The following is a 13,694-nucleotide window of genomic DNA, read 5'->3' as shown; positions in this document are numbered from 1 at the left end:
ATGGGGGATTTCCTTCGGTTTTAGCAGCAGAGTAAATTAAGGTCTGGCTTCATTTGCTCAGAGATTGGTGTTAATTGCACTGTTGTTGACCATAATTGCACGGAAAGTCATAATAATTGCACCGTTAACTAATATTGGAAACCAGAAACGCTCTACAAGAAGAAAAACCCTTCTTGATGGGAAGGGTTATGCATTGCTTGTGCTTTTTTCTTTTTCTTCTATTTGTTCTTTCATCCGTAGTCTGTCGCGTTCCAAAATCGGCTTCAGGTACTTGCCTGTGTATGACTCCTCGACTTCGGCAATTTTTTCTGGTGTTCCCGTGGCTACGATTGTGCCGCCGCGGTCTCCGCCTTCAGGTCCGAGGTCGACGATGTAGTCGGCGGCTTTGATGACATCGAGATTATGCTCAATTACGAGTACGGTGTCGCCATTTTCAACAAGACGCTGCAGGACTGTCAGCAGGCGGGCAATGTCATCGACATGCAAGCCTGTTGTTGGCTCGTCCAAAATATACAGGGACCGGCCGGTTGAGCGGCGATGCAGCTCGGAAGCCAGCTTGACGCGCTGCGCTTCCCCTCCGGAAAGGGTTGTCGCTGGCTGGCCGAGTGTGATATAGCCAAGCCCGACATCGTATATCGTCTGCAGCTTGCGGGCGATCTTCGGGATATTAGCAAAGAATTCAACCGCTGCCTCAACTGTCATATCAAGGATATCGGAAATGTTTTTGCCTTTGTACTTTACTTCCAAAGTCTCGCGGTTGTAGCGTTTGCCGTGGCACACTTCACACGGAACGTACACATCCGGCAGGAAGTGCATCTCAATCTTGATGATTCCATCACCACGGCATGCTTCACAGCGTCCACCTTTAACGTTGAAGCTGAATCGTCCCTTTTTGTAGCCGCGGACCTTTGCTTCGTTGGTTGATGCGAAAACATCGCGAATATCATCAAACACGCCAGTATAGGTAGCTGGGTTGGATCTCGGTGTGCGGCCGATTGGCGACTGGTCGATATCGATGACCTTATCGAGGTGGTCGACACCCTTGATCTCCCTGAATTCCCCTGGCTTGCTTTTTGCCCGGTGAATCTTCATCGCGAGCGATTTGTGCAGGATTTCATTGATCAGTGTACTTTTACCGGAACCGGAAACGCCCGTCACAGCCATGAAGATTCCAAGCGGGAACTTCACATTGACATTTTTAAGGTTATTTTCCTTGGCACCTTTGATTTCGATAAAACGGCCATCCGGCTTTCTGCGCTCGATCGGCAGCGGTATGAACTTTTTACCGGACAAGTACTGGCCTGTCAACGAATTCGAATCTTCCATCACCTCTGCTGGAGTTCCCTGGGAGATGATTTCACCGCCATGGACACCCGCTCCAGGACCAATATCAATCAGGTGGTCCGCCGCGAGCATCGTATCTTCATCATGCTCGACGACAATCAGCGTATTGCCAATGTCACGCATGTTTTTCAGCGTATCAATCAGCCTGTCATTGTCGCGTTGATGCAGACCAATGGATGGCTCATCAAGGATATACAGGACACCAGTGAGGCGTGAGCCAATCTGGGTTGCGAGCCTGATTCGCTGGGCCTCCCCACCGGAAAGTGTTCCAGCAGCGCGGCTCATCGTCAGGTAATCCAATCCGACATTGATCAGGAAGCCAAGGCGTTCCGTAATCTCCCGGAAAATCATATTAGCAATCTTCATTTCTTTTTCCGTTAGCTCAAGGCCCTGGAAAAATCGCTGCGCATCCTCAACAGACAATTCTGTGATTTCGCCTATATGGCGTCCGTCCACAAGGACAGCAAGGGTTTCACGCTTCAGCCTGTATCCTTTACAAGTCGGGCAGGCGTGCTCACCCATGTACTTTTCCATCTGTTCCCGGATATAGTCAGAACCGGTTTCCTTATAACGCCGCTCGACATTTTTCAGGACACCCTCGAAAACAATATAGTTTTCACGGACCTGGCCCCAGTCATTTTCATAGCGGAAATATATCCGGTCTTTTTCTGAGCCGTATAGAATCTTGTCCATCTCGTGGTCAGGAAGGTCTTTCACCGGTACATCCATATCGATTCCATAATGATTGCAGATCGCTTCTAGCAGCTGCGGATAGTACTGAGAGCTTGTCGGTTCCCATGGAGCGATTGCATGCTGTTTTAATGAGAGCTCCTTGTTCGGGACGACTAAATCAACGTCAACCTCCAGCTTCGCACCGAGACCGTCACATTCAGGCAGGCGCCAAACGGGCTGTTGAACGAGAACATCCGGGGTTCAAGCTCGCCGATCGAGAAGCCGCAAATCGGGCAGGCATGGTTTTCGCTGAACATCAATTCTTCTTCACCGATCACATCAATCAGCACATTGCCTTCACCTAATTTGAGCGCGGCTTCCAACGAGTCCGCCAGGCGAGCAGCAATTCCTTCCTTGACGACAATCCGGTCGATGACAACTTCAACCGAATGCTTTTTGTTTTTCTCCAGCTCGATTTCGTCTCCGAGGTCATGCATCTCACCGTCAATACGGACACGGACATAGCCTTGTTTTTTCACATCTTCAAGAACCTTGGCGTGCGTTCCCTTCCTTCCGGAAACAAGCGGAGCAAGGATTTGCAGCTTTGTCCTTTCGGGATATTCGAGCACACGGTCGACCATTTGCTCGATTGTCTGTGATGAAATCTCTATATTATGCACCGGGCAGGTTGGACGCCCCACCCTGGCGAATAGCAAACGCAAATAATCATAAATCTCTGTCACCGTTCCGACAGTTGAACGGGGATTACGGCTCGTCGTTTTCTGGTCGATCGAAATGGCCGGGGACAACCCCTCGATCGAATCGACATCCGGCTTGTCCATCTGCCAAGGAACTGGCGAGCGTAAGCAGACAATGATTCTACATAACGGCGCTGCCCTTCAGCGTAGATGGTATCAAACGCCAGCGAGGACTTCCCTGAACCAGAAAGCCCTGTCAGCACAACAAGCTTGTCTCTCGGAATGGTGACATCTATATTTTTCAAATTATGGGCCCTGGCGCCTTTGACAATCAGTTTATCCATAGCCATGTTTTCGTCATCCTTCCGCTTTTAACTCAAGAATGAGGTCACGCAGCTCGGCTGCACGTTCGAAATTGAGAGCCTTCGCCGCTTCCTTCATCTCTTTTTCCATATTTAAAATCACTTGTTCGCGATCTTTCTTCGTCAATTTCTTCAAACCTTCTGCCGGGCTGTAGTCTTCCTGCTCCTCGGCAGCAATCGTCGCGCGGATCACGTCCCGGATATCCTTCTGGATCGTTTGCGGCGTGATGCCATGCTTTTCGTTGTATTCTATCTGGGTTTCACGGCGGCGCTGCGTTTCACTGATCGCTTTTTCCATCGAATCGGTCATTCTGTCTGCATACATGATGACATGTCCGCTCGCATTTCTCGCCGCGCGCCCGATAGTCTGGATCAGGGATCTTTCCGAACGAAGGAAGCCTTCCTTATCCGCATCAAGAATCGTAACCAGTGAAACCTCGGGAATATCCAGGCCTTCCCTCAAGAGATTGATCCCGATGAGGACATCGTATTTTCCAAGGCGCAGCTCGCGGATGATTTCTATCCGCTCCAGCGTCTTGATCTCTGAGTGCAGGTATTGGACCTTAATACCGATTTCCTTCAGGTAATCCGTCAAATCCTCGGACATCTTTTTAGTCAGTGTCGTTACAAGCACACGTTCATTCCGCTTCGTCCGCTCCTGGATTTCCCCGATCAGGTCGTCTATCTGGCCCTCGATTGGCCTTACATCAATCGTCGGGTCAAGCAATCCTGTCGGGCGGATGATCTGCTGTACCATTTCTGGTGTATGCTCCAGCTCGTATGGCCCTGGAGTCGCCGATACGAAAACGGCCTGTTTGATATGGTTTTCAAATTCAGCAAATGTCAGCGGTCGGTTATCCATAGCTGACGGCAGGCGGAAGCCGTGGTCAACCAGCACCTGTTTACGTGCCTGGTCACCATTAAACATTCCCCTTATTTGCGGCAATGTAACATGCGACTCATCAACAACGATCATAAAGTCATCCGGGAAGTAATCTAGCAAAGTATATGGAGTCGCACCTGCAGGCCTTAAGGTCAGATGGCGTGAATAGTTTTCGATGCCGGAGCAAAAGCCCATCTCACGCATCATTTCAAGGTCATACCTAGTGCGCTGTTCAAGCCTTTGTGCCTCAAGAAGCTTTTCCTCGGCGCGAAGCACTTCCAGTCGCTCCTCCAGCTCTTTTTCGATATTCTCGATTGCGATTCGCAGTTTTTCCTCGCGTGTTACGAAGTGGGATGCCGGGAAAATCGCAACATGGTCACGTTCGCCGATGATCTCGCCAGTCAGCGCATCAACCTCTCGGATCCGGTCAATCTCGTCACCGAAAAACTCTATCCTCATACAGTGTTCATCACGGGATACAGGAAAAATTTCGACAACATCACCGCGAACACGGAATGTCCCGCGCTTGAAGTCGATATCATTTCGTTCATACTGGACGTCAACCAGCTTGTGAAGTAGCTTATTGCGCTCAATTTCCATGCCGGTCCGGAGTGACACGACCATGTCGCGGTATTCATCCGGATTACCGAGGCCGTAGATGCAGGAAACGCTGGCAATGATGATGACATCTTTGCGCTCAAATAGCGACGATGTAGCTGAGTGGCGCAGCTTGTCAATCTCATCATTGATGCTCGCGTCCTTCTCAATGAATGTATCCGTCTGCGGCACATAAGCCTCTGGCTGATAGTAATCATAGTAACTGACGAAATACTCAACCGCGTTGTTCGGGAAAAATTCCTTGAACTCGCTGTACAGCTGGCCGGCAAGGGTTTTATTATGGGCGATGACAAGCGTCGGCTTGTTCACTTCCTTGATCACATTGGAAATCGTGAACGTCTTCCCAGTTCCTGTCGCGCCAAGGAGCGTCTGATGCTTCTTGTTATCGCGGATTCCTTGTACCAGCTCTTTAATTGCCGCAGGCTGGTCTCCCTGCGGAGAATACTTCGAGACTAATTCAAATTGGTCCTTCACAGAAAAGCCTCCTGTAATTTTAAATTTCCAGGCTCTTTTACATGAACTTAGTTCCATTCACAGCCTGAATGCATTCATTGATTCAGGAACTATTTTGAAAAGAGCTTTCCTATATATATGTCTTACATAGTTGTCAAAAAGTCATATCCTCATTCTACCACAAAGAAAGGAAAACAAACCAACAAAAAGCGAACAAACATTCGAATTAGCAACTTAGTTTTATAAGGGGTTGCTTCAGGTTGTCGAATCCTCGTTAATCAAACGTTTGATTGAAGTGGGTTTATTCCTTTTACAATAAGAAAAACCCGCCGGACACAATCCGACAGGCTTACTTTTGAAATTATGACTGCTTCTTGTTGCGCTTCATCATCCGGTTCGCAAAATAGAAACCGACCGTCAATGAAAAGGCATCGACGACAATCAGCAGGAAGGAATCTGTGTATCCTTTATAAACAGAAGCCGCAATCAATGCGACCGTCAATACGAGCGCAAGGATGTGGTTATAGGCAACCCTGGTGAAAAACACGACCATGAAACCAGGCAGGAACAGTGCGAACAAGTATTTCAGCACCAATTGATTAAACACCTCATTCAGAGAAATAGCGAAAATTTAGAATCATCTTTTTAAAATATAACTTTTTTTAGAGGCTGGTTACAAGAATCTTCCTCGCAAAAGAAGTTTGTTTTCGCATTGACCCCTGCTTTTATTTACAGCATAAAAGAAAAAGCATGCGGATGCATGCTCATCTTCGTTAGATATTCACTTCACTTAAAACCTTGGTAGCCCAGTCACTCGCCTCGCCATAGAGCCTAAAAAGCTCTTCGATAGGCATATTGGTTGGATTGAAGGTCAGCTCAACATCTTCGTGAAAGGCGTGTTCGATGTCTTTTAAAAATTGGAGCATGACGTATTCGTCGTTCTTTTCACCTGATAAGGCAGCTTTCAGCTCATTGCTTAACGGCAGGTCTTCGAGCAGCTCCTCCATCGTATGGTGCAACAAGGAATCCATCAAGGAGAACATTCCGAGCAGGAAGTATTTTGACGCCAGCACTTCTCTTCCGACCTTCCTGCCGATCAATTCGCCTAGTTTCCCGCGCTTTAACGACAACTCGATGATTTCACGTTCCTTAGTACCGCCAGAACCTTTGTCTGCTCCCCTGATCGCCAAAACATAAATCCATTTTTTGATTTCATTGAGCCCTAATAAAATGATGGCTTGTTTTATGGAAGAAACCTCATTCCTTGGCCTGAAAACCGGGTTATTGATCAGCCTCAGAAGTTTATAGGAAAGAGAAATATCCTTTTCGATAACATCCTTAATCTTTTCGATATCGGGATCAGGACTCTCTATTTCTTTTAAAATCTGAAAATACGAATGATAGTAGGATGGGATATCATAGCTGTTCAGGATCACAGGTTTGCTGAAATAAAAACCCTGGAAATAAACAAATCCATCTTCTTTTGCCTCTATGTACTCTTCGATCGTTTCGACTTTTTCAGCAAGAAACTGAATGTTCCGTTCCTTAATAAAACGAATCATTTCCTGCCTGTCACTCCGGCTCATCATCCGGAAATCTATCTTGATAATATCTACATATTCTAAAATCTTAACAGTCAATTCGTTCCACTGCGTAACAAAGAAATCATCGAGCGCAATCGTGTATCCATGTTTCTTCAAATCTTTACAAATCGTTAGGATGTCTTCATTAAGTTCCACTGTTTCCAGTATCTCGACAACGATGGATAAAGGATTGAAATAGGAAGGTACACCTAGTTTTAATAGTTTATCAGTAAAATTAATAAAACAAGGCTTGCCGTTCGATAATTCCTTGATTCCAATATTCAAGAAACTATTTACGATTACATCTGTTGTAGCCTGGTCCCCATCAGTGTGCTGATAGTTATTGACCGAGCTGTTCCTGTATAACAATTCATAAGCAACTGTCTTTTCATTTATATCAAATATAGGCTGCCTGGCAACATAAATATCCATAAAGACTCCTCCTGAGGACGTGTGACGACATTTCTGTAAATATTAAACAATACTATTGTAGGAAAAATATACTATTATTTTACAAGTATTACAAGATTAATTGTTGATTACCATTTTTTACACAAACTCAGAAGATATTATTATCAGTCAGGCGTTTGATTTTTTTGCGGATGGACTCTCTTGTCCGCCCAAGCATATCAGAGATTTCTGACAGCGTTTTTCCGAAGATTGATATAATCTGAGGTCTCGGGGGATTATATAAAACATTAAAATCTGTCATGCATTTCAGCTCCTGTTTGAATAATACCTAACAATTCTTCCAACTCCTCGATGCTAAAATCCGCCTCAACTCCGTGCCAATAGCCATCGCACTTCCAAATCCCAATCATTCCGGCCCTTTTGGATGCTGTCACATCATTTTCACCTGCAAATATACTGCCAGTGGCTGATTCCGCAAGAGACTCTATCCCTTCTGAAAGATCCGGGAATCAGGCTTGATAGTGTCCGGACTGAAACTAATTTTTAATCTGTTGCCAAAAAAGAACAGACCATTTCGGCCTGTTCTATTTTACCTTATTTTAGAAAAGCATTATAGTAGCGGGTCATTGCAACCGCAAAGTCGCCGCGTGTATTTTTTGCAGTTGGGTTGAAGCTTGCTGTTACCTTTGGCTTCAAGTCATACGGTCCCTGTGTTATAGCGAATTTTGCATTGAGGATATTCAGGTCAAGAGCCACCTGGACATAGCCTTTCAGATGATCAGGAATTTCTGATGCGTCTGAGATTGCAACTCTTTCGTTATTATATTGAACGGTAAGGTTTCCATCGAATTCCTCTGCTTCTTTTTGCAGACCTAATGATTGAACCAGCGAGTATGCCAACTCAGCGCGGGTTACGCCATCCTTTGGTGCATATTTCCCGTTTGCTCTCGGCAAGATGACACCCTTTTGGATGTGCTGTTGATCGCGGAAGGAAGCACCTTTTGCTGTTGCGGCTTCGACGAATGGAAGGTCTGTGCTGGATACATCTGAAAAGCTCGCCGCTGTCGGCAATGACTGCTTAATCTCAGCACCCATCACCAGGTATTTTGCGAGTTCTGCTCTTGTTAAAAATGCATCAGGTTTGAAGGCTCCATTCGAGAAGCCGTCGAACAATCGTTCACTTACGCCCATTTTAATCGCATCTGCTGCCGGGTGGCCGGCAATATCGTTCAATCCGGAGAAACCGCTGACCTTCGTGAAGGCCATTTCACCTTTTACCGTTTCAGGCAGGGCGATGCCAAGTGGATTGGCATCAGCGCCGCGAAGACCGCGGATTTCTGCCTTCCATGCTCCAGGTGCCGGAGAAGTCACCGACACTGTGCGGTCATAGTAGAGCGGGAACAGCAGGCTGACACCCGAGCTGTATTCTGTGCCATCCGGAGCAATCAGCACAAGGTTGATCGGATTGCCCGTTTCTTCCATGAGACCCGCTCCGTCTACTTTTGCCACAATGCTGGACATGCCTTCTTCAACTGTGAATTCATATTGATTGTCAGAAATAAATGTCAGCGGGTTATAATCAACCGAAAACTCCTTGCGTTCTGTTGAAGATTCAACATTGCTATAGAATGTCTGGGTTGAATTTAACGTCGTGCCATAAGCAATATCATTGAATGCTTTATCAATTGCAGCATAGGCATTCACATAGCCTGCGCCAACTTCCCACATTTCATAGCCTGGCATATTCGTAGCAGTCTGCTCTAAGATTTGCTTGACTTCAGCAGGCGATAATAATGGATTTGCCTCGAGCATTAACGCAACAATACCGGCAACATGCGGAGTTGCCATCGATGTACCGCTCATTGTTGTGTAGTAAGGCAGGTACGCCGTTTCAATTGTTTGTGCATCCTGGTCGGCAGACAGGCTTGAAACTGGCGCAATGACACGAGTTGAAACGATGTCCACACCAGGAGCCGTCACGGTCGGTTCATCCTTCCAAGTCCACTCCTTTCCGTCCATTGTAAAAGTTCCGCCTACACCTTTTGTGCCTCTAGATGAGAAATCAGCCAGCGTTCCATCTTTGACTCCTGCAGCGACTGAAATGACCCATGGAGCTTTTGCATATGGGTTATGCGTGTTTTCGCCGGGGCCTTCATTACCTGCTGCAAAAAGAACCGTAATTCCGCGGTCGTGCGCTTTTTTGCTGGCAATATTGATTGGATCGTTGGGCTCGAAGTCTCCAGATGAACCCCATGAATTTGTGATGACGCGGATATTGTACTGTGACTGATGAGTAATTGCGTAGTCGAAGCCGCCAATGCCATCAAGAACAAATAACGCCGCTCCTGAACCGTAGCCGATCAAGTCCGCACCCGGTGCAGCTCCTTCATATTTTCCGCCAGACATCGCTCCAGTTCCGCCGACCGTGCCGGCTACATGTGTACCATGTCCAGAGTTAGTGTCTGTGTTTGGTACGTTTTCCTGATATGTCACTGGAAGCAATCCTGGTGCAAGTGCATTCAGATTGGTGGACCCCATGACATTCTGGACAAGGTTTTTGCCAAGTTCATGATCTTTATTTGTTCCGTCAACACCGCTGTCGTTCACGACGACACCGATTCCTTTTCCGGAAACAGGCAAGCCGCCGTTCGCTTTGCGGAAGCTGTCGTCCGTCCTCGCTTTATCGACACCAGTGATTGCGGTGGCATCCGCGTTAAAGTAAGTAAGTTTCTTGTTCATATAAATTGATTGTACTTCTGGATTTGCCGCTAGCTTTTCGATTTGCGCCTTTGTCGCAATGACTCCTGCTATCGGCAGGGATTTCATGCTGATCCCCGTTTCGATGCCGAGCGTATCTAACAGCGCCAACTGGGAGGTTGTCGGAGCTCCGTCCCCTTTAAAAGTGACGATGACCTGGAGCGAGCTGGCAGTGTCCAATGCCTTGCTGACCAGCGGATCAATAACCGCCAGGCTGCTTGCCTTCCCCTGGGGCACAGCAAATACCGGGAAAATGAGCAACAAGGCTAACAGCAGATAGATAAAACGTTTCATGATATTCTCCTCTCATTCTATAAAATTTTGAATATTCCTAACTTAATTATCATGAAATCCCAGCTGTAAAACTATTCTTCAAAGGTTATAAAATCAAATTCCGGAATGTCTATTCTGGCATCGTACAAAAGTTATAGATGGAGTAGTGCTGATGTTTTTTCGATTAGGATTTTCCAAAATGCTTCATAATTGTGTCGGTGTAGTTGAATTGTAGTATTTTCCGAACTCACAGTGATGTTATTTTGCTCTTTCAAATTTTATTGGCGGTTTTCACAATTTTATTGGCGGTTTTCACAATTTTATTGGCGGTTTTCACAATTTTATTGGCGAAAATAATGATATATTGGCGAAAAATAAATTTTATTGGCGATATTGAGCAGTTTATTCGCGAAAATCTATTTTTATTGGCGACTTGGAAATTTTCAATGATTTTTTCCAGTACTAAAAGAAGTTTTACCAGTCAGGATTCAGCATTGCAGCCAACAATCCAAGCTACATGTGTACCATGGCCAGAGCTTGAATCTGTGTTCGGAACATTTTCAATATAAGTTACTGGCAGCAAGGTAGCATCAATCGTATTTAGGTTAGTCGATCCCAGTACATTTTCCGTCGCGGCCATAAGAATAAATGATAAAAATGCAGCTTTAAACTTCATTCTATTTTTCAGCTCCTTAGCTATTTTTCTTAATATTCCCGCAATATTTACATGAAAACCATTCTGCATTTTATTTAAAAAATAATATCCTCTGTACTAATCTTTGGTACTACTAAAGTAGTATCCAAAGAACAAAAAGCGCAAGCGCCTCGTTCAGCCCCGACAAGCGCTGGAGGGCCGACCAGTGAAGTCGTTCTTTGACTTCATTGGGCGGACCGAAGCGACTCGAGGGGCTGGGCGCTGGAGCTGGATTAAGAAAACCTGGATAGTTATCCACATTGAAAATATTTTATAATTTCCTATTAAAAGAAAAAGAGCCCTCGTCATGAGGACTCTCATTATGCCCCGCTCGATGTCGGCGGGATCGGCACTAGCTGGTGCTGGACGGCGTGTATGACGACCTGGGAGCGGCTTTTGACGTTCAGCTTTTTGAAAATCTTGCTGACATGGATTTTGACAGTTTTATCGCTGATGAAAAGGCGGTCGGCGATTTCTTTATTGCTCAGCCCTTCGACGAGGCAGAGCAGTACTTCCTTTTCACGCTCGGTCAGCGTTGTGTCTTCCTGCTTTGTTTCTTTTTGCTGGTGGAAGGCGAGCAGTTTCCTTGTCATTGATGGATGGATGACCGACTCGCCGCGGGCGACGGTGCGTATTGCCTCGACGACCTGGTCAGAAGGCGCGTCCTTCAATAAATAGCCGTCCGCTCCTTCACGGATGGCCGACATGAAGTATTCCTCGTGGCTATGCATTGTCAGCACAAGGATTTTGATATGCGGGTATTTCTTTTTCAAAATGCCCGTGACTTCAACCCCATTTTTCATCGGCATGTTGATATCCATCAAGATCATGTCCGGCTTGCAACTTTCCACCTTCAATAGTGCGTCGTCGCCGGATACAGCTTCGCCGACGACTTCGATATCTTCTTCAACTGAGATGATATTCCGCAGCCCGTCGCGGAGCACGGCATGGTCATCCACTAGCATGAGCCTGATCATTCGTCGTTTCCCCCTCGATTCCCATTCTAGGAACGGTGATGCTGACTTCCGTTCCTGAACCTTCCTTGCTGTCAATCTGCAGGGAGGCGTTAATTTTTTCGGCCGCATCGTTCATTTGCAGAATGCCGAAATGCGGCTGGTTTCTCGCCTTCAGCATCGCCTGGAACAGCGAAAACCCTTTTCCTTCATCCTTGATTTTTAAAAGTATATGCTCCGTTTGATAGCTTAAGAGAACTTCAACCTTCGTAGCCTGAGAATGCTTGATGGCGTTGTGAAGGCTTTCCTGGAATGTGTCGAACAGGACTTTTTCGACCATCGGGCTGAGCTCCTGCTCCTGCCCCTGATCTCGAATTCAATGTCCTGCCGGTATTCCCTCTGGACAGCTTCGATTTTTCTTAAAATTGCTTCAGCCAGTGTCGCTTTTTGAGTCGGATACGGGCGCAATGCATAGATTGATTCACGCACTTCCTTCAAGCTCTCCCTGAGGCCAATGACACTTTCGTCCACAAGCTTCCTTGTTTCTTCAGGATTTTTATCGAACTTCTTCCCCGCCGTTTCGAGCTTCATCACTGCTCCTGCAAGCGTCTGGGCCACTCCGTCATGAATGTCGCGGGCAATCCGGTTCCGTTCCTCAAGGACAATCACCTTTTCTTTTTCGGTAAAAAGCATCCTCGTCTTGATGATGACGGCCAGCTGGTTGGCAAGCGTCGCGATCGATTGGACATCGTGGTCCTCAAAGCTTTTCGTCCGGCTCCTGGCGATGATGAACATCCCGATTGTTTCGTTCTCGATGACAAGCGGCGAGTAGACGAACGCCTTCACGTCTTCTTCAAAACAAGCAGCCGCAACGCCGCCATCCTTTTTGCGGTCATTATAGACCACTGGCCGGCGCATTCCATCAAATTCAGCAAATGCTTCTGGCAGCAATTCGCATTTCGATACTGTCCTGCCATCTTTAAAGCTAAGCTCCCATACGCCATCTTTTTTGACCCATAATAAACTGGCCTCAGCGCCAATCAATTCATTAAAGCTCCCTCGTAAAGCCGAAAGCCAGTCCTGTGAAGGAAGCATCTGGTTCAACTCTGAGGTGATCGAAAAAAGAAGCTTCAAACGGTTCTTCTCTCTTTTCAGCCTGCCAATCGTCGCGCTCAACAGGGAAATGCCGACAAGCGGCGAGAAAAAGAAGAAGTAAGCAAATACGTCGATTTCACCGCGATTTTGGCTTCCCACGACATACAGGGTGATTCCGTAAATCAACGAAATACCCGCACTATTCAGTTCCGTGAGACTCTTTTGCTTCCACATTTTAAAAGAATAATGCTGTGGCCTGATAACGAGAACGAGGTCGACAATCACGTTGTTGACCAAAACATAGACTGCCAGCAGGAAAATATAACCTACCATCCCATCTATAATCGGTGTCAGTGCCAGCTTTTCCAAGAGAGGTTCCGTAAGAGGCAGCAACATCGCGGCAGCATAAAAACTGATCACAAGCTGGGCGGGATTGAACAGTACCGTCCGCAGCGGCCTTCTATGGATGAGGTTCACAATCAGGACCGCGGCTGCGTAGGCGATTGCAGTGTACGGAAATCCATACAGCAAAAATAACACGTAGACAACCGGGAATGTAATCGCTGTATGCCCTCTCCAAACCGGCATCGGATAGTACTCGCTGATAAGCAGGAATAAAAATAAAAGTGCTAAAACAACCGGTTCGCCTGGCGGTTCCAATTTTACAAGAGAGAGAAGGATGAGCAGCCAGCCAATCAATGATACCGAGTTCATGAACAGCTTTGCCGACTTTTCTCTCCTCTGTGAAAGTGCCTTTTCCAAACAACGCACCTCCTATGAGTTTAGAATTTTCAGTTAATTAATTTTATCGCGCAGGTCCCCAAAACACAAATAAAACCCACTCACTGGCCGAATGGGGATACCACTAGCCAATGAATGGGCCAAACTCACGAAGAGT

General features: G+C 46.5%; 10 protein-coding genes and 1 pseudogene. All 11 read right to left on the bottom strand.

Features of this window, described 5'->3' with window-relative positions; genetic code table 11:
• Window positions 1–186 precede the first annotated feature (186 nt).
• A pseudogene (gene uvrA, locus JCM21738_RS06240) lies at window positions 187–3,064 on the bottom strand (excinuclease ABC subunit UvrA).
• A gap of 7 nt (window positions 3,065–3,071) precedes the next feature.
• Window positions 3,072–5,051, bottom strand: a complete 1,980-nt coding sequence (gene uvrB / locus JCM21738_RS06235) for an excinuclease ABC subunit UvrB (protein WP_023613896.1) — start codon at window positions 5,049–5,051, stop codon at window positions 3,072–3,074.
• A 340-nt stretch (window positions 5,052–5,391) separates the two neighbouring features.
• Window positions 5,392–5,625 carry a CsbA family protein gene (locus JCM21738_RS06230; protein WP_023613895.1) on the bottom strand — a complete coding sequence of 78 codons (234 nt, stop codon included), beginning with the start codon at window positions 5,623–5,625 and terminating at the stop codon, window positions 5,392–5,394.
• A gap of 178 nt (window positions 5,626–5,803) precedes the next feature.
• The gene (locus tag JCM21738_RS06225; protein WP_023613894.1) at window positions 5,804–7,045 is read right to left on the bottom strand and encodes an EAL and HDOD domain-containing protein; all 1,242 of its coding nucleotides are present in this window, start codon (window positions 7,043–7,045) and stop codon (window positions 5,804–5,806) included.
• Between the two features lie 127 nt (window positions 7,046–7,172).
• Window positions 7,173–7,325, bottom strand: a complete 153-nt coding sequence (locus JCM21738_RS24245; protein WP_156315503.1) for a hypothetical protein — start codon at window positions 7,323–7,325, stop codon at window positions 7,173–7,175.
• Window positions 7,312–7,458 (bottom strand): hypothetical protein, encoded by a 147-nt coding sequence (locus tag JCM21738_RS24240; RefSeq protein WP_023613892.1) that lies wholly within the window; start codon window positions 7,456–7,458, stop codon window positions 7,312–7,314. Before JCM21738_RS24240 ends, JCM21738_RS24245 begins: the two co-directional genes overlap by 14 nt.
• A gap of 160 nt (window positions 7,459–7,618) precedes the next feature.
• Complete coding sequence (locus tag JCM21738_RS06220) at window positions 7,619–10,075, bottom strand: S8 family serine peptidase (RefSeq protein WP_023613891.1); 2,457 nt, start codon at window positions 10,073–10,075, stop codon at window positions 7,619–7,621.
• Window positions 10,076–10,535: 460 nt separating this feature from the next.
• Window positions 10,536–10,730 (bottom strand): hypothetical protein, encoded by a 195-nt coding sequence (locus tag JCM21738_RS06215; RefSeq protein WP_148296068.1) that lies wholly within the window; start codon window positions 10,728–10,730, stop codon window positions 10,536–10,538.
• 338 nt (window positions 10,731–11,068) lie between these two features.
• Window positions 11,069–11,725 carry a response regulator gene (locus JCM21738_RS06210; protein ID WP_023613888.1) on the bottom strand — a complete coding sequence of 219 codons (657 nt, stop codon included), beginning with the start codon at window positions 11,723–11,725 and terminating at the stop codon, window positions 11,069–11,071.
• Complete coding sequence (locus JCM21738_RS25475; protein ID WP_243462917.1) at window positions 11,700–12,041, bottom strand: ATP-binding protein; 342 nt, start codon at window positions 12,039–12,041, stop codon at window positions 11,700–11,702. Before JCM21738_RS25475 ends, JCM21738_RS06210 begins: the two co-directional genes overlap by 26 nt.
• Window positions 11,951–13,558: a GAF domain-containing sensor histidine kinase gene (locus JCM21738_RS06205; protein ID WP_243462916.1), complete on the bottom strand. Its 1,608-nt coding sequence runs from the start codon at window positions 13,556–13,558 to the stop codon at window positions 11,951–11,953. Before JCM21738_RS06205 ends, JCM21738_RS25475 begins: the two co-directional genes overlap by 91 nt.
• Between the last annotated feature and the right edge of the window lie 136 nt (window positions 13,559–13,694).

Origin of the sequence: Mesobacillus boroniphilus JCM 21738, from assembly GCF_000517385.1 — a bacterium.
In the GTDB taxonomy this organism is placed as follows: Bacteria; Bacillota; Bacilli; order Bacillales; family Cytobacillaceae; genus Mesobacillus; species Mesobacillus boroniphilus.
Note: the sequence above shows the minus strand (reverse complement) of the source record. Positions and strands in the feature narration are given on the sequence as shown.